Annotated in this window: 25 protein-coding genes and 1 pseudogene; 12 read left to right on the forward strand and 14 right to left on the reverse strand. The window is 59.5% G+C overall.

Features of this window, described 5'->3' with window-relative positions:
* Positions 1–17: 17 nt before the first annotated feature.
* The 14 genes and pseudogenes from fliP to QRN60_RS02215 form a co-directional block, all read right to left on the reverse strand.
* A complete protein-coding gene (fliP, locus tag QRN60_RS02150; protein ID WP_003493833.1) occupies positions 18–755 on the reverse strand; it encodes a flagellar type III secretion system pore protein FliP in 738 nt (245 codons plus the stop codon).
* Positions 752–1,252 carry a flagellar basal body-associated FliL family protein gene (locus QRN60_RS02155; RefSeq protein ID WP_020811291.1) on the reverse strand — a complete coding sequence of 167 codons (501 nt, stop codon included), beginning with the start codon at positions 1,250–1,252 and terminating at the stop codon, positions 752–754. Before QRN60_RS02155 ends, fliP begins: the two co-directional genes overlap by 4 nt.
* A gap of 27 nt (positions 1,253–1,279) precedes the next feature.
* Complete coding sequence (gene flgH, locus QRN60_RS02160; RefSeq protein WP_003503434.1) at positions 1,280–1,999, reverse strand: flagellar basal body L-ring protein FlgH; 720 nt, start codon at positions 1,997–1,999, stop codon at positions 1,280–1,282.
* Positions 1,996–2,532, reverse strand: coding sequence for a MotE family protein (locus tag QRN60_RS02165; protein ID WP_112293042.1), 537 nt, complete (start codon positions 2,530–2,532; stop codon positions 1,996–1,998). Before QRN60_RS02165 ends, flgH begins: the two co-directional genes overlap by 4 nt.
* Positions 2,529–3,581: pseudogene (locus tag QRN60_RS02170) on the reverse strand (flagellar basal body P-ring protein FlgI); the annotation flags it as partial. The pseudogene QRN60_RS02170 and the gene QRN60_RS02165, both read right to left, overlap by 4 nt.
* 65 nt (positions 3,582–3,646) lie before the next feature.
* Positions 3,647–4,135, reverse strand: coding sequence for a flagellar basal body P-ring formation chaperone FlgA (gene flgA / locus QRN60_RS02175; RefSeq protein ID WP_020811270.1), 489 nt, complete (start codon positions 4,133–4,135; stop codon positions 3,647–3,649).
* 20 nt (positions 4,136–4,155) lie between these two features.
* Positions 4,156–4,944: a flagellar basal-body rod protein FlgG gene (flgG, locus tag QRN60_RS02180; RefSeq protein WP_003503427.1), complete on the reverse strand. Its 789-nt coding sequence runs from the start codon at positions 4,942–4,944 to the stop codon at positions 4,156–4,158.
* 18 nt (positions 4,945–4,962) lie between these two features.
* Positions 4,963–5,301, reverse strand: coding sequence for a flagellar hook-basal body complex protein FliE (gene fliE / locus QRN60_RS02185; RefSeq protein WP_003503424.1), 339 nt, complete (start codon positions 5,299–5,301; stop codon positions 4,963–4,965).
* Positions 5,298–5,717: a flagellar basal body rod protein FlgC gene (flgC, locus tag QRN60_RS02190; RefSeq protein WP_003503422.1), complete on the reverse strand. Its 420-nt coding sequence runs from the start codon at positions 5,715–5,717 to the stop codon at positions 5,298–5,300. The genes fliE and flgC overlap by 4 nt, the downstream gene beginning before the upstream one ends.
* Positions 5,718–5,720: 3 nt before the next feature.
* A complete protein-coding gene (flgB, locus tag QRN60_RS02195) occupies positions 5,721–6,113 on the reverse strand; it encodes a flagellar basal body rod protein FlgB (protein WP_003503414.1) in 393 nt (130 codons plus the stop codon).
* Positions 6,114–6,284: 171 nt separating this feature from the next.
* Positions 6,285–6,845, reverse strand: coding sequence for a hypothetical protein (locus QRN60_RS02200; protein ID WP_003503413.1), 561 nt, complete (start codon positions 6,843–6,845; stop codon positions 6,285–6,287).
* Positions 6,846–6,848: 3 nt separating this feature from the next.
* Entirely contained in the window at positions 6,849–8,255 is a 1,407-nt protein-coding gene (gene fliI / locus QRN60_RS02205) for a flagellar protein export ATPase FliI (protein WP_003503412.1), read from the reverse strand.
* Between the two features lie 11 nt (positions 8,256–8,266).
* Positions 8,267–9,001, reverse strand: coding sequence for a flagellar basal-body rod protein FlgF (flgF, locus tag QRN60_RS02210; protein WP_003503411.1), 735 nt, complete (start codon positions 8,999–9,001; stop codon positions 8,267–8,269).
* A gap of 1 nt (position 9,002) precedes the next feature.
* A complete protein-coding gene (locus QRN60_RS02215; protein WP_060722896.1) occupies positions 9,003–9,782 on the reverse strand; it encodes a DUF1217 domain-containing protein in 780 nt (259 codons plus the stop codon).
* A 186-nt stretch (positions 9,783–9,968) separates the two neighbouring features.
* Here QRN60_RS02215 and motA point away from each other — a divergent pair, with 186 nt between their 5' ends.
* From motA to QRN60_RS02275, 12 genes are all read left to right on the forward strand, one after another.
* A complete protein-coding gene (gene motA / locus QRN60_RS02220; RefSeq protein WP_003503407.1) occupies positions 9,969–10,841 on the forward strand; it encodes a flagellar motor stator protein MotA in 873 nt (290 codons plus the stop codon).
* On the forward strand, positions 10,838–11,797 hold the full coding sequence (locus tag QRN60_RS02225; RefSeq protein ID WP_060727001.1) for a FliM/FliN family flagellar motor switch protein: 960 nt from the start codon (positions 10,838–10,840) through the stop codon (positions 11,795–11,797). Before motA ends, QRN60_RS02225 begins: the two co-directional genes overlap by 4 nt.
* A 63-nt stretch (positions 11,798–11,860) precedes the next feature.
* Positions 11,861–12,400, forward strand: a complete 540-nt coding sequence (fliN, locus tag QRN60_RS02230) for a flagellar motor switch protein FliN (protein WP_003503403.1) — start codon at positions 11,861–11,863, stop codon at positions 12,398–12,400.
* A 27-nt stretch (positions 12,401–12,427) separates the two neighbouring features.
* Positions 12,428–13,471, forward strand: a complete 1,044-nt coding sequence (fliG, locus tag QRN60_RS02235) for a flagellar motor switch protein FliG (protein WP_003503398.1) — start codon at positions 12,428–12,430, stop codon at positions 13,469–13,471.
* 129 nt (positions 13,472–13,600) lie between these two features.
* Positions 13,601–14,683 carry a flagellar biosynthesis protein FlhB gene (gene flhB / locus QRN60_RS02240; RefSeq protein ID WP_003503396.1) on the forward strand — a complete coding sequence of 361 codons (1,083 nt, stop codon included), beginning with the start codon at positions 13,601–13,603 and terminating at the stop codon, positions 14,681–14,683.
* Between the two features lie 5 nt (positions 14,684–14,688).
* Positions 14,689–15,126 (forward strand): BspJ family T4SS effector nucleomodulin, encoded by a 438-nt coding sequence (locus tag QRN60_RS02245; protein WP_003503394.1) that lies wholly within the window; start codon positions 14,689–14,691, stop codon positions 15,124–15,126.
* Positions 15,127–15,433: 307 nt separating this feature from the next.
* Positions 15,434–16,726, forward strand: coding sequence for a flagellin N-terminal helical domain-containing protein (locus QRN60_RS02250; RefSeq protein WP_020812076.1), 1,293 nt, complete (start codon positions 15,434–15,436; stop codon positions 16,724–16,726).
* 313 nt (positions 16,727–17,039) lie between these two features.
* A complete protein-coding gene (locus tag QRN60_RS02255) occupies positions 17,040–17,696 on the forward strand; it encodes a hypothetical protein (RefSeq protein WP_111794229.1) in 657 nt (218 codons plus the stop codon).
* The gene (locus QRN60_RS02260; protein ID WP_003503388.1) at positions 17,693–18,976 is read left to right on the forward strand and encodes a MotB family protein; all 1,284 of its coding nucleotides are present in this window, start codon (positions 17,693–17,695) and stop codon (positions 18,974–18,976) included. Before QRN60_RS02255 ends, QRN60_RS02260 begins: the two co-directional genes overlap by 4 nt.
* Positions 18,973–20,250 (forward strand): chemotaxis protein MotC, encoded by a 1,278-nt coding sequence (gene motC / locus QRN60_RS02265; protein ID WP_129564611.1) that lies wholly within the window; start codon positions 18,973–18,975, stop codon positions 20,248–20,250. Before QRN60_RS02260 ends, motC begins: the two co-directional genes overlap by 4 nt.
* Positions 20,247–21,605 carry a flagellar hook-length control protein FliK gene (gene fliK, locus QRN60_RS02270; protein ID WP_112293045.1) on the forward strand — a complete coding sequence of 453 codons (1,359 nt, stop codon included), beginning with the start codon at positions 20,247–20,249 and terminating at the stop codon, positions 21,603–21,605. The genes motC and fliK overlap by 4 nt, the downstream gene beginning before the upstream one ends.
* Positions 21,553–22,119, forward strand: coding sequence for a lytic transglycosylase domain-containing protein (locus QRN60_RS02275; RefSeq protein WP_003503383.1), 567 nt, complete (start codon positions 21,553–21,555; stop codon positions 22,117–22,119). The genes fliK and QRN60_RS02275 overlap by 53 nt, the downstream gene beginning before the upstream one ends.
* Positions 22,120–22,399 lie beyond the last annotated feature (280 nt).

A 22,399-nucleotide genomic window follows, 5' to 3' on the forward strand; every position in this document is an offset into this window, starting at 1 on the left:
TCCGGCACGAATGCCCGTCAGTTGAACGATCTGACGAGACTGCCGACGAGCAGGTTCCAGCCGTCGATCAGCACGAAGAACAGGATCTTGAACGGCAGGGAAATGGAGGTGGGCGGCAGCATCATCATGCCCATGGCCATGGTGATGGTGGCGACGATGAGATCGATGACCAGAAACGGCAGGATGATGAGGAAACCGATCTCGAAACCGCGCCGGATTTCCGACAGCATGAAGGCCGGAACGAGCACTCGATAGTCGACGACGTTGTTGGTCATGACTTCCTGTCCGCGCTCGCGGGCAATGTCGACGAACAGTTTCAGATCCTTGTCACGCGTATTGGCGTTCATGAAGGTGCGGAAGGGTTCGGCGATGCGCTCTACCGCCTGCTGCTCGTTGATCTGGTTCTGCAGCAGCGGCTGCACGCCGTCGGTCCAGGCTTTGTCGAAGGTGGGCGACATGACATAGAAGGTCATGAACATCGCCATCGACAGCAGGATCATGTTGGAAGGTGTCGAGGCAAGCCCCATGCCGGACCGTAGGATCGAGAAGGCGATCACGAAGCGCGGAAAGCTCGTGACCATGATCAGGATGCCCGGTGCGACGGAGAGAACCGTCAGAAGACCGAAGGTGCGGATGATCCATGCCGCAACAGAGCCGTCTATCTGCGTGTTGAACAGATCGGACGGAAATTGCTGGGCATTGGCAAGGCCCGGCAAAGCAAGGAGGACGGCGATGGTTACAAGAAATCGAATCATTCGATGACAAAGGTCCGGAACATGACCTTGGATACGCGCCCTTGAGAGCGCAGGTCAACTCGTTCCTGAATGTCATCCTTAAGATATTGAAAGCCGCGCGGCCCTTCCAGCTGCTGAAGGGAAACGGTGCGGATATAGGCCATGATGTCCTGGTGGATATCTTCCGCCAGACCCACCTCGACCGGTCCCTTGAACATCAGCGCTACTTCCAGCCGCACCCAGTTCGTCGAGGGATAAGCGAGGTTGGTGGTGATGGGATCAAGCTGGACGATGCCGTTCGCCTCAGCCGAGATTTTCTCGATACCCTCTTCCTTTTTCTCACCGTGCCCGCCGGCAGCAGCCGGTGCATGCGCCTCCGCGCCGGCGATCTTCGGCGCGATCATGCCACCCACGAGCCAGCCGCCCCCCGCACCGAGCAGGGTGAGGATCGCAACGCCTGCGATGGTCATGACCAGAGGGGAGGATTTTTTCTTGCCCTCTACCTGTTCGTTTTCCATGGGTCAGTCCGTTCCTGTGTTCCGGCGTCAGAGCGGCGAGAACAGGTCGACGACCTGCTGCCCGACCGGGGGCTGCTGCACTTCCGTCAGACGTCCGCGACCGCCATAGGAGATGCGTGCTTCGGCGATGCGCTCGTAGGAGATGATGTTCTGTGCATCGACATCCTGCGGACGGACGATACCGCCGACGTTGAGGATGCGGATTTCGTGGTTCACGCGCACTTCCTGCGAGCCGCTGATGATGAGATTGCCGTTTTCCAGAATGCCGGTCACCACGGCGGCCACCAGCAGCGTCAGCTTTTCCGAACGCTTGGTCTTGCCCTTCGCCTGGGTGTCGGTGTCGGAGCCGTATTTGATGCTCGAGTCCGCTTCCGGGGTCCAGCCGAAGATTTCGGCCTTGGCCTTCCAGTTCAGGCCGCTGGCATTTGTACGGTTGCGCTCGGTCTCGTTGTCGAAATCGGCCTTGTCGTTGATCTGGATGTTGACGGTCAGGATGTCGCCGATGTTGAGCGCGCGCAGATCCTTGAACAGCGCCCCCTGGCTGTCGCTCCACAGCGAATAGCCGCTGGCCATGTGCTTCGGCTGCTTGGGATACATGCCCATCTGCGGCGTCTGGCTGAATTGCAGGCCGCTGCCGATCGGGCTCATCGCAGGGGCGTTGCCGATTTCCTTCAGGGTCTGGTTGTTCTGGCAGCCGGCAAGCAGAGCGAGCGGCAGGAGGAGGGCCGGAAGACGACGCGTGCTCATGAAGGATCCTTCGAAGTGTTTTTATCGGTTGCCTGCGACATGATGCCGGCGACAGTGGCGGCTTTCTGCGCATCCATCTCACTGAGAATGAGACCCGATTGGCGCGGCGGCAGCTGCATGATGATGGCGGCCGCAATCTCCACATGCATCTTCTCAAGCTGCGGTGCGGCGGCATCGGCCTTCATCGTCTTGTAGATGTCGACGAGATTGCTTTTCGCCTGATTGAGGAAATGCTCGCGGCGCGCCAGCCAGTCCTCATATTCCGCCTTGCGGTCTTCCAGCACGGCAATGCGCTCATTGACGTCGGACTGCAGCTTTTCCAGCTCCTGCTTCTGCATGAGATAACGCTGGTCGCGGGCGGCATCGGCGATGTTGGTGCAGAATTTCTGGATTTCATCCTGCGTGCTGAGTTCCGACACCACGTTCTGTTGGCTCTCGGCGCCAGCAGCGGGAAGCAGGAAAAGCAGCGAGGCGACAGCCGCGAAGCGGACAAGGCCATTCGGGAAAGCGTTTTTGTTCTGATTGTCCATCATTGCAGCACAAGCTCCGCCTGAAGGGCGCCGGCGGATTTGATGCCTTGCAGAATGGCGATGATGCCATCCGCCTTGAGCCCGATGCTGTTGAGACCCGCAACCAGCGTGCGAAGATCAGGACCTTCGACGATGGCGACCTTGCTGCCTTCCTGCATTGCCATGATATCCGTCTGCGGCTGCACCGCCGTCTGACCGCGCGAGAAGGGTGCGGGCTGGATGACCTGCGGCGATTCCGTCACCTGCACGGTCAGCGTGCCATAGCTCACTGCCACGCGGGAAATGCGCACATCAGCACCGATGACGATCGTGCCGGTGCGTTCGTTGATCACGACCTTGGCCGGCGTATCCGTCTCCACCGTGAGGTTTTCGATTTCCGCCATCAGCCGGGTGAGATCAGCCACGCGGGGCTTCTGCACCGCGATTTCCTGCGAATCGCGCGGCTCGGCGATCGGATCGCCATAACGGGCGCGGGCAAAGGCGTTGACGACATCGGCTACGCGCACCGCGGTCGAAAAATCGGGATTGCGCAGCTGAAGGACCAGATTGACCGAATCCTTGAATTTGGACGGCAGCTCGCGCTCGATGATCGCGCCGTTCGGCACGCGTGCCGAAGTCGTGACGCCCTGCGTCAGCGTTGCAGCGTCACCCTGGGCGGAAAAGCCGTTGACGATCAGCGCTCCCTGGGCGACCGCGTAAATCTGTCCGTCCGCGCCGGAAAGCGAGGTCATGATCAGTGTACCGCCACGAAGTGAGGTGGCATCGCCCAGCGAGCTGACCGTCACGTCGACACGGCTGCCGGGGCTGGCGAAGGGCGGGAGGTTGGCCGTCACCATGACAGCGGCGATGTTCTTGGCGTTGGACTGACCGCCCTGTGTGGTGATGCCGAGGTTCTGCAGCATTGCGCGCATGGATTGCTCGGTAAACGGCGAGGATCGCAGGCTGTCGCCCGTGCCCTGCAGGCCGACCACGAGACCATAACCGATCAGCTGGTTGTCACGCCCCGCCTGCAGCGATGCGATATCCTTGATGCGGGATGTATCCGCATGGGCTGCGGGGAGGGAGAGGAAAGGCTGGGCCGAAAACAGGATGGCCGCGGCCAGGATACGAAGCACTCTCATTTCGCCATCACCTGAATGGTTCCGTCCTTCATGACCGTGCCGCTGACCATCACGCCGGAATCGATGTTGCGTACCCGGACGACTTCGCCAAGCGAGCCGTCGGTCATTGGCGTTCCCGAAGCCATCAGCGTCATGTTGCCGATTGTGAAGACGAGTTTGACGCTGGTGCCGCGCGTGACGAGCGACGGTTCGCGCAAGGCGGCAACGGGGATCGTGCGGCCGGGAAGCAGGGTCTGCTTGGAGATCATGCCTTCCACTTCGCTGATGTCGCTCGCATAACCCGAGGAAATATTGGGATTGGTCACTTCCACCGGCTTCACCTGTTCAGGCGTGATTGTCTCGCCCGGATAGATGGTGCGCGTCGGAACCAGCGCCATCGGCGCCTGAGCAAGCGCGGGAGCCAGAGCCCCCAGTGAAAAGGCAGACGCCAGGCACATACGGACGAGCGCCGTTCTGCAGCTGCTATTGTTCCGGACAAACCTCATGTTCGCCTGCCTTTCCGTTCTTACTTCAGGTTCTTGCTGACAATCGAAGCCATTTCGTCAGCGGTGGTGATGACCTTGGAATTCATCTCATAAGCGCGCTGCGCCGTGATCAGGTCGGTGATTTCCTTGACGGCATCGACGTTCGAGCCTTCGAGGTAGGATTGCTTGATGTAGCCGTAGCTCGGATCGTCAGGCACGCCGATGACAGCGTCGCCGGATGCCGGCGTCTGGGCAAAGAGGTTGTCGCCGAGCGGCTTCAGGCCAGCTTCGTTGGCGAAGTTGGCAATGGTCAGCTGGCCAAGCTCGGTGAAGTCGGCGGCGTTGCCGATACGGGCCGTCACCTGACCCGTGCGGGTAACGGTGATGTCCTGCGCGTCGGTCGGGATATTGATGTTGGGAATGACGTTGTAGCCATCGACCGTCACCAGATTGCCATCGGCATTCTTGTTGAAGGCGCCGGCGCGGCTGTAGAGCGTCGAACCGTCAGCTGCTTCGATCTGGAACCAGCCCTGACCGATGATCGCAACGTCCAGCTTGTTGCCGGTCTCGATCAGGTTACCCTGGGTGTGGATGTTACGCACCGCCGAGGTCTGCACGCCGAGACCGATATTGGCACCTTCGGGCACGATCGCCTGATTGGCGCGGTTCGGCACACCCTGCATGCGCTCGGTCTGGTAGAGAAGATCGGTGAACTCCGCACGCGCGCGCTTGTAGCCGGTGGTGTTGATGTTGGCGATGTTGTTGGCAATGACTTCCAGATTGGTCTGCTGGGCGTCCATACCGGTGGCAGCGATGGCAAGAGCTCTCATGTCAATATTCCTGCTGGGCTAGATCTGCATCTTGGTAATGTCGAGATAGGCCGACACGATCTTGTCTCGGAGCGCGATGGCGGTTTGCAGTGACTGTTCGGCCGAAAGCATGGCATCGACCACTTCACGCGTATTCGCCTTGCCCTGAATGCCTTCGAAGGAAGCGACTTCCGCCTTCTTCAGATTGTTCATCGCATCAATCGATACGTTGCCGAGAACGCTGGCGAAGCTTGCGCCTGTCTGCTGCGCGGGTGTCGTCTGCTGCTGATCGCCGAAAAGGCTTTCCGTCAGCGAGGAGACGCCGCTTGCGCCGCGGGTAAGCGAGAGGGAACTGACTTGCTTGATACCGTCGATCATTGCGATGCCTTCAGAAGGTCGATTGTGGAGGCGACGAGGTCGCGTGTCTGGCGGATGACCTGAAGATTGGCGTCGTAGCTGCGGTTGGCTTCGCGCATGTCAGCCATTTCGATCAGGATATTGACGTTCGGCATCTTCACCATGCCGTTGCTATCGGCGGCCGGATTGCCGGGATCGTATTCGTTGACGAAATCACCACGGTCCACGCCGAGCTTCTTCACCGTCACGCGCTCCACACCGCTGACACGGTCGAGCTCGGAGCCGAAGGTGACGGTCTTGCGGCGATAGGGGTCGGCGCCGGGGGTGTCACCGGTGGATCTGGCGTTGGCAATGTTTTCCGAAACAATGCGCAGGCGTGTGGACTGCACTTCGAGACCGCTGCCGGCGATTTTGCTCGCCGCACTCAAGGGATCCATGGATTACCTCTTTACCGTCATCAGCATCATGCGATGGAAGGATTTGACGAGATTGGCGTTCAGGTCGTACTGCCGCTTGATCTCGCCGGTCTTGGTCATTTCTTCAGCAAGCGCGACCGAATTGCCGGACTCCTGCATGCCGATCTCGTTATTGATCGGGTTGTCGCGCACCGCGATATTTTCGCTGAGCTCGCTCGCCCCGAAATGGGCGGGATGAGTCTTCGCCATACCGACCTGCTGGCTGGTGGCCTGCATGACCGCTTCGAAGGGGTTGACATCCTTGGCGTGGAACTTGGGTGTGTTGGCGTTGGCGATGTTGGTCGCCACGACTTCCTGCCGCACGCTCAGCCATTCCGCTTGGCGGGATGCCAGTTCGAACAGTTGAATCGGTTGCATAGACTTCTCCATCTCGTATGGCCCGAACCTACGGGGCTAATCTTGCGTCAGACTTGCGGGGAGGGATGGCGCTGCATAACGACGGAGAAAGGGGCGTGCGCACGCGGCACGCACAAAACAAAAAAGGCGCGCCGGCAGATGCGGCGCGCCCTTCCGTTGAGAGAAAAACCGTTATTTTTCGGGGTGGTAGGTCTTGCCGGAGGAGGTCTCTATCAGCCACTCGCCGTTGCGCTGCTCGATCTTTGTCAGCAATGCATTGTCCGGCAGGGTCGAACCGACTCGCACCATATACATGCCCGAACCGTCCTCGATCAGGGCGCGGCCATTGGAAACATGCAGCAGACGGAAGGATGTCTGGCCGGGGAAGGGCTGGTCCTCGATCCCGGCTGCCAGATTGTTCTGTTTTTCCTTGCCGCCCGCGTTGACGGTTGCCGTCGTCAGCATGTCGGGCAGCTCCGCCGGCGGCGGGGTGTCTTCCTTGTTGCGGTTGGTCATGGCCATCGGCGAAACGCTGAAGACTTCCCGCGGGCCGGTATGGGGCAGATCGCGGGTGCGGTCGCCGCCCGCCACTTTCATGCCGAATTTGTCTTCGTTGAAGAACACGTACCATGGGAAAAAGGCTGCTGCAGCGGCAAGTCCGATACCCGTCCATGCGAGAATACGGTCAGGCGTAAAGAAAACAGGCTTAGGCAGCACGTCTTCATCATGGCTATTGTCATTCCGCTTGTTCACGGGTCAGCCTCTCACTCTCGGGTTTACCTGGGGCTGGCCATTCTGTGCTCCCCCGCGCAGCGCGGTCGCCAGGTCGGCATAGGCGTCTTGCGCTGCCGGTTCGCTCGGCAGCTGTTTCAGCGTTTCATAGATGATCGGGACCTGCTTCACCGCCATGTCGAGATCGGGGTCGGTGCCGGGCCGATAACCGCCGATAAGGCGAAGATCCCGTGTTTCCTCAAAGCGGTGCACCAGCGCCTTGAGGCGCGAGACCAGCTTTTCCTGATCCGGCGTCCAGGCCTTCTTGGCAAGACGCGAGATCGAGGCGAGGGGATTGATCGGCGGATAACGGCCTTCTTCGGCAAGGCTGCGGTCCAGCACGATATGGCCGTCGAGAATACCGCGGGTCGAATCGGCAATCGGATCGTTATGATTGTCGCCATCCACCAGAATGGAGACGATGGCGGTGATGGTGCCGGTGCCTTCCGCGCCCGGTCCCGCCCGCTCCAGAAGGCGCGGCAGTTCGGTGAAGACAGAGGCGGGATAGCCGCGCGCTACCGGCGGCTCGCCCGAAGCGACCGCCACTTCGCGGATCGCATGGGCAAATCGCGTCACGCTGTCGATGATGAGAAGGACGTTGTCGCCCTGATCGCGGAAATGCTCGGCGATGGTAACGGCGGAAAGCGGGGCCATCTTGCGCAGCATCGGGCTTTCATCGCTCGTCGCGACGACGGCGATGGACTTGCTCATATTCTCGCCCATCGTGTCTTCGATGAATTCGCGCACTTCACGGCCACGTTCGCCGACAAGCGCAATGACGACCTTATCGAAGGCGTCTGCCTTGGCGAGCATGGACAGCAGCGTGGATTTACCGACGCCGGAACCCGCGAAAATGCCGAGGCGCTGGCCGAGGCAAAGCGGCGAAAAGATATCGATTGCCCGCACACCCGTCTTGAAGGGTGTCTCCACCCTTTTGCGCGTCATCGAGGGCGGCGCATTGTTGGAAATCGAACGGCGCTCAATGCCGGCGGCAAGAGGCCCCTGGCCGTCGATCGGCTCGCCGAGCGCATTGATGGTGCGTCCGCACCAGCTGTCGTCGGGCGAGACGCGGAAGGCGCCCTTGCGGATGACGGTGTCGTGAATGCCGATCGGCTCGCCGGGTTCGATGGGGCAGACATAGCAGATGTCCGGTTCCACGCGCACGACTTCGCCGAGATGAATGCCGGTCGCACTGCGATGGGCGACAAATTCCCCGAGCCGCACATGCCGCGACAGGCCGGAAACCGTATAGTGCCCGGCGGCGATGGTGCGGACATGACCGCCATGCGCCACCGAGAACTCCGGATCGGCATAATGCCCGGCAAGGCTCGCCAGCTGCGCGAGCTTCGGTGAAATGGCCCCAGCCGAGAGCATGGATTCCGGCATTGTCATCACTCAGTTCCTCAACGCGCGCCGCCAAGCGTCTTGATGCCCTCGCCGAAGGTCGATTCGGTGTCGCGCATCAGCGAGGAGATGCTTTCAAAGGCGCGGTTGACCTGAATGAGCTGCGTCATCTGGGAAATGCCGTTGACGTTCGACTGCTCGAGGTAACCCTGAACGACGCCGACTTCATGATTGTTGACGACCGGAACCGGCTGCGCCACCGGCTTCACGCCGCTATTGGGATGACGCAGGAAGCCTTGCGAAAAATCCGCCTGGTAGATGCCGAGCGTGGCGACGATGTTCTCGTTCTGGCGGATGGCTCCGTCGAGACCGACGGTGATAGGACCGCCATTCGGATTGAGCTGGATCGGGCCGCCGCCGGCATCGAGAACGGGATAACCGCTCGAGGAGATGAGCGCGCCGTCCGGACGCATGGTGAAACGGCCGTCGCGGGTCAAGATCTGACCATCAGGCGTATCCAGCGAGAACCAGGCATCGCCCTTGATGGCGAAATCGAAGGAATTGCCGGTCTGCTCGAATGCACCCTGGCGGGTGGAGAGATAGTCGTTGCCCTGGGAAACGAAAGCCACCCTGGCGTTCATGTCATTGTGGTTCTTGGCGACCATCTCATCGAATTTCACTTCGGAGCCGCGGAAGCCGACCGTGTTCACATTCGCCATATTGTCGGAAATGGTGGTAAGACGGCGCTCCAGCGCGATCTGCGAGGACAGGGCGACGTATAGTCCGGATTGCATATCATTTGCCTCCGAGTTTCAGGGAGTTGATGGAGATCAGCAGGTCGGGGGAAATGCCGTAGCCGCTGGAGGAGCCGAAAACGGCCAAGGGGTCATAGGTCGTAGAGGGATTTTGCATTTCCCACATGATGGTGAAACGCTCGAGCAGCTTGCCGACCTTTTCAGGATCCTGCAGATCCTTGATATCGATGCTTTTTTCGATGAGCGCGGCCTGCTTGTCGACATCGGCCGCCGCAAATGCGTCGGGCAGGTTGAACGTTGTGCGGAATACCTGCGCAAGCGCGTCGTCGGCGAGGAAATCGAGGCCGGATTTTATTGTCGGCGCCTTGCGCTCGAAATAAAGGGCAAGCCGGACGCCGTTATTGTCGTCGCCCGCTTCCTGTTCCAGCGTCTGGCGCGTGTATTTACTGACGACACCTGATTTGGCTGCCTCGGTGGAGGTCGCTGCCGCACCCAGGCCTGCGAAATCCAGGGACTTTGCAAGCTCTGCATACCGGTTGTCGGAAAGCTTGTTGGCGAAGGCGTTCTTGTCCGAGGCGCCTTCCGTCAGCACTTTGCGGATGAAGGCCTTCGCATAGGCCATATCCTCGAGCCCGTGGGCTTTCAGGGCGTAATTATAAAGGCGCGTATCGGCCATGAAGTCGTCGATGGATTTCACATCGCCGATCTTTGCACGGTAATATTCGGTCTCGCGCGCCACGTCGGGCTGCTTCGACACCCGCTCAAGCGATTTGCCGATATCCTGACTGATCAGTCTGTAGCTGGTATAGGTGGAAGTCACTGAACCGCCGCTCTCGTTTGATCCCGATCTCAAGGCGCACGTCCGCCTTTGCCGGCATATTGCCGTGGCTTGCTTGTGCGAAACTGGCTGGAGGCGGGAGCATGGGGGAGGCTTTGCGGACAGGTTCACGCAAGCCACATTTTCTAGACATGGCGGCATGGAACACTGTTCGGGCGTGGTCGATCAATGAATATTGTAATTGGACTTATAATCACCTTCGGCTGCATCATCGGCGGCTATATGGCGATGGGCGGTCATCTGGACGTGCTGGTTCAGCCGTTCGAATTGATGATCATTGGCGGCGCCGGCCTCGGCGGCTTCATCATGGCAAACCCCATGAAGGTCGTGAAGGATTCGGGCAAGGCGCTCGGCGAGGCCTTCAAGCATTCGGTCCCGAAGGAGCGAAACTATCTCGACGTGCTCGGCGTGCTTTATTCGCTGATGCGCGATCTGCGCACGAAATCGCGCAACGAGATCGAGGCCCATATCGACAATCCCGAGGAATCCTCGATCTTCCAGAGCGCGCCGTCGGTCCTGAAGAACAAGGAACTGACCTCGTTCATCTGTGACTATGTCCGTCTCATCATCATCGGCAATGCCCGCAGCCACGAAATCGAGGCGCTGATGGATGAGGAAATCGAAACCATCTTGCATGACAAGCTGAAGCCCTATCACGCGATCACCACCATGGGCGATTCCTTCCCCGCCATCGGTATCGTCGCGGCGGTTCTCGGCGTCATCAAGGCCATGGGCAAGATCAACGAATCGCCTGAAGTGCTCGGCGGCCTGATCGGCGCCGCGCTCGTCGGCACCATGCTCGGCATCATCCTGTCCTATTCGATCTGCAACCCGCTTGCTTCGCAGGTCAAGATCGTCCGCACCAAGCAGCACCGCCTCTACATCATCGTCAAGCAGACGCTGATCGCCTACATGAACGGCTCGGTGCCGCAGGTGGCGCTCGAATACGGCCGCAAGACCATCTCCAACTACGAGCGGCCGTCCATTGACGCCGTCGAACAGGAGATGATGAACCCCGGCGGCGAAAACAAGGCGGCATGACGATGGCAAAAGCTGCAGCGCAACAAGCACCCGCCATCGACACCGCCCTTCTCGCAAAATTGACGGGAGGGCTGTCTGACCGCAAGACGATCGCCAAGATCGGTTCCGATATCGGCCATCTCTACAGCGAATTCCTGCCTGACATCTTCCACAGCGAGACCGGCATCGCGATCGATGTGGAATATGTCAGCTCCGAATCGGGCCTGATGACCGATCTCATCGCCAATGTTGGGAGCAATGTCGCGGTTGCCGATTGTTCCCTGCGCAACTGGTGCCCCAATTTCATGATGACTGTCGGCAACGGCTTCGTCATCGCGCTCATGGAGCGCATGCTGGGCGCGTCGCCGGACATGATCGGCGAACCGGATGAGCGCAGCCTGTCCCATATCGAGCTCGACCTCGCGGCCATGGTTCTTGGCCGCATCGCCGGTGTCCTGCGCTCCGGCGTCAACGCGCCCGGCGGTTTTGAGGCGGCGATCGAGCCGCCGTTCAACTCCAACGGCAAAAGCGCCTTCGAGGAAATGATCGCCGGTCTTTACGGCGTGACCATCCGCATGAAGATCGATATCGGCAAGGTCTCGTCGGAATTTACCCTCATCGTGCCGCAGCGCCCCCTGCTAAGAACCTCCATCGTCGCTCCCAAGGCTTCCGCCCAGGCGCTGAAGAAGCAGGAGGAATGGATGGAGATGATTTCCGAGCAGGTGAAGCGATCGCAGGTAACGCTCGAGGCGCGCATCAAGCTCGAAACGCTGACGCTCAGGACAATTTCCAAGCTGGTGGCCGGTGATGTCATTCCGTTCCAGGCTCTGAAGCAGGACGATATCGGCGTCGAGGTCAGCGCCAACGGTTCCAAGCTCTATAATTGCGAATTCGGCAAGTCCGGCGACCGCTACATGGTTCGGGTGAAGAACAATGTCAGCACGGACGACGAGATCTTACGACATTTGATGGGTTAAATCCTGCCCGGCCTTTCGGGTTCTGGGCAGGCTGACGCAAGTTTCAAAGGGAATAATCAGCGCATGGCTACGAAGAAAACACCTGTGACCGATGATGCGGCGTTGCCGTCGTTTGAAGACGGCGGCGACCTCGACCAGGCTATCGGCGATCTGCGTGGCGTCCTCAAGACGGATGCGGAAGGCTCGCTCTCCGATTTTGGCGACTTCGGCGATTTCGGAAGCACGGACGAGGTTTCGACCGAAACCGACCTTTCCGCCTTTGGTGGCGGAGCGGCCGACTTTGCGATGGACGATTTTGCCGCCGCCCCGCAGGTTGCGGGCGTGAAGGCACCGCTTGGCAGCGGATTGTCCGAGAATATGGAAATGATCATGGATATCCCGATCGATGTCCAGATCGTTCTCGGCACCAGCAGAATGCTCGTTTCGGGGCTGATGAGCCTCGAAGAGGGCGCAACGATCGCGCTTGATCGCAAGATTGGCGAGCCGGTCGAGATCATGGTGAATGGCCGCCGTATTGCGCGCGGTGAAATAACGGTTCTGGAAGACGACGATACGCGCTTCGGCGTAAAATTGATTGAAGTACTGAGTACGCGAAAAGCCTGATCCCTGTGGGGACGGAGAGGAAAGACCATGATGGACTTCGAGGATTTCGGTAACCCCCTTGCGGGCAAGCCGTTGTCTCAGGCCGACAAGGCGGCCGCGGTGCTTCTTGCCATGGGCAAGGGCGTCGCCGGCAAGCTGCTGAAGTTTTTCACCCAGCACGAACTGCAGATGATCATTTCCTCGGCCCAGACCCTGCGCGTCATTCCTCCCGATGAGCTTGCACAGATCGTAGCCGAGTTCGAGGACCTGTTCACCGAAGGAACGGGTCTGATGGACAATGCCAAGGCGATCGAGAGCATTCTCGAAGAGGGCCTGACCCCTGAAGAGGTGGACAGCCTTCTCGGCCGCCGCGCGGCTTTCCAGGCCTATGAAGCATCGATCTGGGACCGCCTGCAGGAAGCCGAGCCGGAATTCGTCGGCAAATTCCTGCTGCGCGAACATCCGCAGACCATCGCTTATATTCTCTCCATGCTGCCTTCCTCCTTCGGCGCCAAGGTTCTCCTCACCATTCCGGAAGAGCAGCGCGCCGATATCATGAACCGTACCGTCAACATGAAGGAAGTCAGCCCGACGGCTGCCCAGATCATCGAGAAGCGTGTGGTCAATCTCATCAATGAAATCGAGGCCGAGCGCAATGCGGGCGGTTCCACGAAGGTTGCGGATCTGATGAACGAACTGGACAAGCCGCAGGTCGATACGCTGCTCAGCTCTCTCGAGACGCTCAGCAAGGAAGCCGCAAACAAGGTCAAGCCGAAGATCTTCCTCTTCGACGATCTCATGTTCATGCCACAGCGCAGCCGCGTCCTGCTGCTCAACGATGTTTCGGCCGATGTCATGACGATGGCGCTGCGCGGCGCCACGATGGAAATCAAGGAATGTGTGCTCTCCAGCATCAGCCCGCGCCAGCGCCGCATGATCGAATCGGACCTCGCGGTGCCGCAGGCCTCGATCAACACCCGCGAAGTGGCGATTGCCCGCCGCGCGGTGGCGCAGGAGGCGATCCGGCTGGCCAATTCCGGCCAGATCCAGCTGAAGGAAGCCTCTGCGGAGGAGCAACCAGCCGCCGCTTAAGCGGAAGCCGGTTGATAACCCGCCCTTACGGCGGAACCGGCCATTGCGATGGCCGGTCACGGACGCTAGTTTCGGGATGACGGCCTGCCGGGATCGGCGGGCCCTTTTTTTTGATCCCGGGAACGTGCCTTGGCAGACGATCAGGACAAGGACAGTAAAACAGAAGCCCCGACGGAGAAAAAACTCCGCGATGCGGCGGAAAAGGGCAATCTTCCCTTTTCCCGTGAAGTGCCGATCTTTGCCTCCTCACTTGCTTTTTATTGTTACCTGGTCTTCTTCCTGCCCGATGGCGCCGGTCGCCTTGGCGTCACATTGAAGGACCTGTTCGGCCAGCCCGAACAGTGGGACCTCAGCACCCGGCCGGATGCCCTGTCGCTGTTGTATTTTCTCGGCACGTCGATCGCCTATCTGCTCATGCCGGCGATGATCATGTTCATGGTTTTCGGGCTTGCTTCGTCGTTTTTCCAGAACCTGCCGTCGCCGGTGCTTGAGCGGGTGCGTCCGCAATGGTCACGCGTCTCACCGGCGAAGGGCTTCACGCGCATCTACAGCAAGCAGGGTTTTGTGGAATTCGGCAAATCCGTATTCAAGATCATGATCGTCTCGGTCATCATGTTCTTTGCTTTGCGTGGCGATTTTTACAGCCTCATCGATCTGATGTTCTCCGATCCGCAGGTCATTTTCGTCCGGGTGGTCGAGATCGTCAAAAAAATGATGGTCGTTATTCTGCTTTCCACCGCGCTGCTTGCTGCCGTCGACGTTCTGTGGACGCGCCATCACTGGTTCAGCCAGTTGAAAATGACGAAGCATGAGGTGAAGGAAGAATACAAGCAGTCGCAGGGCGACCCCGTGGTCAAATCCCGCCAGCGTTCCATCGCCCGCGACCGTGCCCGCCGCCGGATGATCAACAATGTGCCGCGCGCAACGCTTGTCATCGCCAACCCCACACACTTTGCGGTGGCGCTGCGTTATGTTCGCGAAGAAGGCGACGCACCTGTTGTCGTGGCCAAGGGCCAGGACCTTATCGCATTGAAAATCCGCGAGATTGCGGAAGAAAACAATATCCCCGTTTTTGAGGACCCTCCGCTTGCACGCTCCATGTTTGCGCAAGTCTCGGTAGATAGTGTGATTCCACCAGTCTTTTACAAGGCTGTGGCTGAGCTCGTTCATCGGGTTTACGCCATGAAGTCATCGAAAATACGGGTTCAATAAAACCAATGAAAAAATCCGCCTATTCCGAACAGCGGGAAATGATCGTCGCAGAGGCGATCAACCCGATCGCCACCGAACTTCGATTGTTAGACCCGGCCGACCTGATTTCGCTGCTCAGATTTGAGTGCTACAGCAGTATCGCCGACCTCGTTTCGTCGGCGGCTGAGCTTTATTATCATCCCGGTACGATCAATTTCGGCGCCGGCGGCGAATACAAGCTCGAATGGGAAGGCGCGCCGGAGATCGTCCTCGATCTCGAGCTCAAGCCAAAGGGCGCCACGGTCTATGCGCGATTGACGCTCGCCAACGAACATGCGGCGGTTGAGATCAATCACGTCTCGTTTCAGAACCCTTCCGAAAACCCGGACGAAAACACCGAGTTTCTTCGGAAAAGCCTGACGGCTGCCCGATTCGTGCCAACCCGTCAGGGCGAAGCGGCTTAACCGGATCATCCCTGAATATTGCCGTCATGTCCGTTGCGCCCGCCGAAATCGCGGGCGCAACGGCCTCGTTCCGGTGCGTTTTAACCAGAGCTTGCCTGAAGCCTGCCGGTTTATGCGAAACCCGGCTGTGAAAGGCAGGAACGCCTTGCAAATCAGTCCTGTTGTTTGTTACCTATCGCATTAACGATTTGTTAACGAACAGCAGGTCGCGGTGGTCGGTCCAGGCCATTGCCGATTCGCATGATGCTTCTGCTCGTTGTCGGCACAGCGCCGGATTTTTTCTTAAATTTTGAGTTGGGTGGACCCCATGACCAGCATTTTGACCAATGCGGCGGCGATGGCCGCGCTGCAAACCCTGCGCATGATCGACAAGAGCCTCGAGACAACACAGGCGCGCGTGTCTTCCGGCTACCGTGTCGAGACTGCGGCGGATAACGCGGCCTACTGGTCCATTGCAACGACGATGCGCTCCGACAATAACGCGCTTTCGGCCGTGCAGGACGCTTTGGGTCTGGGAGCCGCCAAGGTCGACACCGCCTACGACGCGCTTGAAAGCACGATCGAGGTCGTCAAGCAGATCAAGGCCAAGCTCGTCGCCGCCTACGGCGTTGGCGCCGACCGCGGCAAGATCCAGGATGAAATCAAGCAGCTTCAGGAACAGCTGAAGAGCATCTCCGAATCGGCCTCCTTCTCGGGCGAAAACTGGCTGCAGGCCAGCATCAGCAACGGTGGCACGCCGCCGGTTGAAGAATCGATCACGAAAAAGGTCGTTGCATCCTTCACCCGCACGGGCGCAGGCAATGTCGGCGTTACCACCGTTGATTATGTGCTCGATGGCAGTACGGTGCTTTTCGACCTCAGTGGTGGAAAGCTCGGGATTCTCGACAAGAACGCCGTTTTCGTCAGCAAGACGGAATATGAAGTCACTCAGACCTCGACGACTGCGGGTAAGGCGACGAACGCCGGTCATGTCGTCGAGAAGCTCAGTGACGCGCAGATCGGCGCGCTGAATGCCGCGACTGCGGATACGAATACGGATCCGAATATCTATAGTGACGGGACCGCCAATTATCTCCGCCTTGCCGAAAACGTATGGGTGAAGGTGACGGCGACAGATCCGTCGAGCGGTGGCACCACTGTTTCTCCCGCCTATCGCGACACCAGCAGCAACGACTGGTTTTACGACCTCAGCGGCGGGACGGCTTCCGCCGATCGTTCCCTCGGGTTTTCCGTATCCACCCTTAATCTCGGCAATCTCGATGTTGTCGCCGCAGCCATGGGCGGTTTTGCCGGTGGCGGCACGACCTATACCGATGCCGACGCCATCGACATGATGATGTCCTTCGTCGACGGGCAGCTTGAGGCGATGACCAGCACGGCTTCCAGCCTGGGTTCGCTGCAGAGCCGCATCAGCATGCAGGATAACTTCGTTTCCAGCCTTATGGATGTTATCGACAAGGGCATCGGCCGTCTTGTCGATGCCGACATGAACGAGGAATCGACCAGGCTCAAAGCGCTGCAGACGCAGCAGCAGCTCGGTATCCAGGCTCTCTCCATCGCCAATGCCAACGCGGAAAATATCCTCCAGCTCTTCAAGTAACGGGTTCGACCGGCGTGGGCGCGCGGGGATGGATGGGCGCAGGCTTGCCGATCATGCCCGCCTTCATCCTCGCACAAGTTTGAACACCTAACGTCGGGTCAGTATGGGGCGGATCGCATGGCGTGATCCGGCCGGGAAACGTGGAAGAGACGGGCAGGGTAGCAAGGATGACGGTGGTGCCGCCAAACGGCTTAGAGCATTTCCAGGAAAAGTGGACCCCGGTTTTCCGTCTGGAAATGCGGCGAGGCTTTTGCGATTCGCGCGGGCAACAAAACATGTCTGGCCCCTTTCTCCTGTTTTGCCGGAGGCAGGCATGAGCGCGTCCATTGCACGGTTTCTCAAGGACTTCGGTGAAGCGCAACCGCAATCGGCGGCGCCGGCCTTCGGCGACCCGTTGGCCGACAACGATTTCCTGTCCGGTTTTGCCGATGGCGCTTCCGCTTTCGACGAATTTGCCCCCGTTGACGTGGAGAGCGAGAAACAGGCGGCCTATGACCGCGGCCGCGAAGACGCCGCCCGCGAGATCACCGAGAAGATGCAGGCGGAGCGGGAAGAACTGATCGCCGCCCATGCGGCCGAGCTGGAGACCCTGCGTTCGGGCCATCTTGAAGAAATTGCGGCGTCCCTGTCCCGTGGTCTGCGCGAGGGTATCGACGCGATCGCGGCCAATCTCAGCGAACAGACAGCCAATATCCTTGCCCCCCTCCTGACGGAAAAGCTGTCGCTCAAGGCGGTTACGGCGCTGGCGGATGTGGTGCGCGCCGCCATGCCGGATGGCGAAGGGGTCACGCTTGTCGTGAAAGGCCCGAAAGATTTGTTCGAGCGACTGAAGACGCAGCCGGGCTTTGAAGAAGAAACGATGAAATTTACCGAGACCACCGATATCGATCTTTCCGTCGAGTTGGGTGAAAGCGTGTTCGTGACGCGCATGTCCGCCTGGGCGTCCAGTCTTCGCAAGGTGATGAAATGAGTGAAGGCGAGAACCACCACCACGGCAAAAACGAGATCATCATCGTCAAGCGCCACAAGGGCGGGCACGATGGCGCCCATGGCGGTGCGTGGAAAATCGCCTATGCCGACTTCATGACGGCGATGATGGCGTTCTTCCTCGTCATGTGGCTGGTCAATGCCGCCAACGAGGAAACCAAGGCCTCGGTCGCCAGCTATTTCAATCCCATCAAGCTGTCAGATGAGAAACCCTCGTCCAAGGGGCTGGAAAAGCCTGTCGATAAGGAAGAGGGCGTCCAGAAGAAAGACCAGTCCAACATCCAGGCGGAAAAGGTCACCAAAGGTTCCGCCGCGGCGACGGGCGAAGACCTGACCTCCCAGACCGGTGAGCAGTCAAATTTCTCTGAAGCGGACTTTTTCGAAAATCCCTATTCCGTGCTGGCCGAAATTGCCCAGCAGGTGGGGCAGCAGGCCAATGTCAGCGCCAAGGGCGAGGGCGGCGCTGCCGATTCCGGCCCGGCGACGGGCGCAAGCGGCGGCGAAGCCTATCGCGATCCCTTCGATCCCGATTTCTGGACCCAGCAGGTGAAAATCACCCGCGCCGATCAGCCGCAGAAACCGGTTGAACAGCAGCAACTCGCCGAGAACAAACAGGAGGATGCGGCCGAAAACGCTCAGGCGGTCGCGCTTAAGTCGTCCGAGACACCGGCCGAAAAGGCGGAAGACGGCAAGCCGATGGAAGTCGCCGCCGTGGTGCCGCAGCAGCGTCCGGATGCCGCAGAGCAGGCAGCGCTTTCTCAGCCCAAGCCGGAGCAGCAAAAGGCCAGCGATGCCGAGTGGGAAAAGGCCGATACCCTGCGCGAGGAAATCGAGAAGCAGATCTCAGGCATTACCGGCAAGCTTTCCGAAGGTCTGGTGGTGACGCCGGCCGAAGGCGGGTTGCTGCTCACCATTTCCGACCAGACGGAAACGCCGATGTTCAATATCGGATCGGCTGTTCCCCGCCGCGAAATGGTTCTGGCCATGGAAAAAATCGGCAAACTGCTTCAGGAGCGGGGCGGCAGCGTGGTGATCCGCGGCCATACCGACGGACGGCAGTTCAAGGGCGAGGCCAATGACAACTGGCGGCTCTCCATGGACCGTGCGCACAGCGCCTATTACATGCTGGTGCGCGGCGGCCTGTCGGAAGAGCGGGTAAAGCAGGTCTCGGGTTTCGCGGACCGCAGATTGCAGGTGCCGGCGGACCCTCTGGCAGATGCCAACCGCCGCATCGAAATTCTGCTTGAGGCCGATCGGGGGTGAGTGTGACGAAAACCTCGAAACGCTGGCTCCTTCTTGCGGCGACGCTTTGCGGTCTCGGCTCCGAGCCGAGCAAGGCGTTTTCGCAGTCGCAAGACAATCTGATGCCCTATGCCATGCTGCGCTCCCTGCAGTTCGTGCAGGATTCGGTGGCCATGGGCGACCATTCCGCCGCTGAAATGCAGCGGTTTCTGCTGCAGACGATCGATGAGCGGCTGAAGAGCGCGCCCTCGGCGATCTTCAAGGATCCGCGCAATGTCGATGCGGCGCTCATCTATGCGATGAGCGGCGGCAACCCGGCGACGCTGGAATTGCTGGTCGCGCGTGATGTGGATGGCAATTTCGATAGCCGCGTTGCCGATATCCTGCGCAAATACCTGTCCGGCAAGGGAACGCTGGTCGCACAGAGCATCGCGGCCATGGTGCCTGAATATCGCGGCAAGCGGATTGGCGCCTATCTGGCGCTGATCGGCGGCAATGTGACGATACCGCGCGATCCGCTGGCTGCACTCGGCTTTTACGACATAGCCCGGCTCGAAGCGCCCGGCACAATCGTTGAGGAGGCGGCACTGCGCCGCTCGCTCGCTATCGCGGTTGAAGACGGCGATGCTGCGCGCGGCGTCGACTATGCGCAGCGTTATGCGCGGCGCTTCCTGCATTCGCCCTATGCCAGCCAGTTTGCCGACCTTCTGGTCTCGCTGGTGGTCAAACGCGCCGATTCCATCGGTGAGGAGGCGATACAGGAAACCTTCGCCATGATGGATACCGAGAGGCAGAAGGAAGCCTATCTGCGCCTTTCTCGCCTCGCGGCGATCAGCGGCAAGGATTCGCTGGCGCGTATGGCGGCGTTGAAGGCGAAGGCGCTGTCTCCGTCGCTGCCGGGTGAGCCCGAAGTCCAGGCAAATCTCTATGAAAGCCTTTCCAACATCGGCACACCAGATGTGGTGAGCGCGATCGAGACAATCGGGCAAATCCCCGAAGCGCAGCTTTCGGATAGGGACAGGGCCCTGCGGGAGGCGGCAAGGGCGATCGCAGAGCAGGTGGTTCGTCCTCCTTCCCTGCAGTCCGGTGTCGGTGCAGACACTGCGGCCACGAAGGATACCGGGCGGAATACGCCCGAAAACGAGGCGACCGGTGCTGATGCAAAGAGCATATGGCGGGTCGAAACCCAGAAGGCTGACGATGAGGGCGATAACGTCCGGCAACTCGTGACGAGCGGCCGTAGCAAGCTCGATGAAATCGACAGCCTGTTGAAGAAAGGCGAGGGGGCACCATGATCGACGCAACCATCAACGCGATAATGAATGCGCCACCATCCGATCCGCGCGCCGGCAGCGCCAGCGTCAGGGACGACGCCAAGGGCGGCAGTTTCGGCGATGCCCTTTCCACGGTCCGGGACGAGCGGCCGCCGCAGGCGCTGCATTCGCGGCATCAGCAGGACAAGAACCCGGCTGAAGAACAGCAGGCACAGGCTGATAGCGAGGCGGAAAAGATGGATGTCCCGGTCAAGCGGCCCGCAACCTTTCTGAATGCGATCGTCAACGAGCATGCCGGCGAAGGTCGTGCCCATGAGACCTTGGCCGAGTTTCAGAACGCCGTGAAAACGGCCCGCACACCCGAGAACGGCAAAACCGGCAAGAAGCTCAAGGACGACACCGACAAGGACGCCGAGACGGTAGCCGATGTGATCGATCCAAAGCTGGCGGAACTGCAGCTGGTTGTGGCCAACGCCGCCGATGTGGCGACAGCCAAGACGCCGCTTGAGGAAATTGCACAGGCGATTGCCGGCAAGACCGACACGGTGAAATCAGACCGGGCTGAACCTGTCCGGGGCAAGGCCGAGCATCTGGTCAAGGACACGCCGACAGGCATTGCACCTGCCGGTAACGAGGCGGGTTCGGCTTCCGAAAACGAAGGCGATGCCTCGGCATTCCGTTTCTCGTCTCCGCGTTCGGGCGCGGCCCGGGCTCTCGATATGAGCACGGTGCAGCGTGAGAGCCGTGTCGAGTTCGATGCACGGGAAAGCACCGGCAAAGCGGCAGATACCATCACGGTCCTCGATTCGCGGCGTTTCATCGGTCTGGCGCCTTCGACCAACGCTTCGGCCCTGACCGGCCTGATCGTCAATGATCCGGAATGGGTGAGCGCCATGCAGCCCGGCTCGTCGCTTTCCAATGCGGCGGCCCAGAGCAGCACCGGCAAGGTCGTGCATACGCTGAAGCTGCACATGACGCCGATCGAGCTCGGATCGGTGACGATGTCGCTGCGTCTTGCCGGTGACGAGCTTGCCGTTCACATGACGGTGGAGAGCGTTGCAGCCTATAAAAAGCTTCAGGACGACAGCAAGAACATCCTTGAGGGTCTCAAGGCGCAGGGTCTGACGGTCGATAACATCACCATCAGCATCGCTTCTTCCGACAAGAGTGACCAAACGGGCACACAGGGCAACAATCAGCAAAATCAGCAGGCGCAGCAGCAGGGCCAGCAGGCCGCCGCCGGGCGCAACCGTGACGAGTCCGGAGCACGGGGCAGTCGGCAAGGCAATGGCGATAATTTGGGGGTGCATAATGAAGGCATGGATGGCGCTCCTGGCTCTGCCCGTTCTTCTGCTGACAATGGCGTCTACCTCTGAAAACGCGTCGGCCTCGGCGACATCAGGCGTCTGTGAAAGAGAGATCCAGTCGGCGGCACGCAAATATGGCGTGCCGGAGGGAATTCTCTATTCGGTGGGCCTGACCGAGACGGGCCGCAAGGGGCGGCTCGACCCCAATGCCATGAATATCGAGGGAAAACCGGTATTTGCGACCTCCACCGAGGAAGCCCTGATGACTTTCGAGGCGGCGAAGCGCAACGGCGCCAAGCTGATCGACCTCGGCTGCATGCAGATAAATCATTATTTCCATGGCGAAAACTTCTCATCCCCGCGGGAAATGTTCGATCCGCGTCGCAATGTGGAATATGCCGCCATGTTCCTTCGCAACCTTCACAACAGGCATGAAACCTGGACCATGGCGGTGGCCCGTTATCATGCCGGCCCGAACAATGATCCGGCGCAGAAGAAATATGTCTGCCGCGTCATCGCCAATCTGGTGGCGACGGGCTACGGGAAATGGACTCCCAACGCGAAAAATTTCTGCGACGGATAACAACCTGAAATTGCTTTCAGGCGCCGCAGGACTCGTATTTTGAAATGTGGCGATAGATTGATCGAAAAAAGGCATTTCAAGCGGTTTTTTCGGAATTTTGAAATTTCTACACAAAAATTTTGTGCCATATATGGTTAATACCCACTATATATAGATCAAATCGGCACAAAATGGTTAATCAATTATTAATAACTATCGATGATTTCCTACAGTTGTCGCTGAATCCCCCGATTCGTACCAATGCCTCATTGGAAAACACCACACTGATTCGGAGGCGGAC

Origin of the sequence: Agrobacterium sp. CFBP2214, from assembly GCF_030209895.1 — a bacterium.
Taxonomy (GTDB): Bacteria; Pseudomonadota; Alphaproteobacteria; order Rhizobiales; family Rhizobiaceae; genus Agrobacterium; species Agrobacterium radiobacter.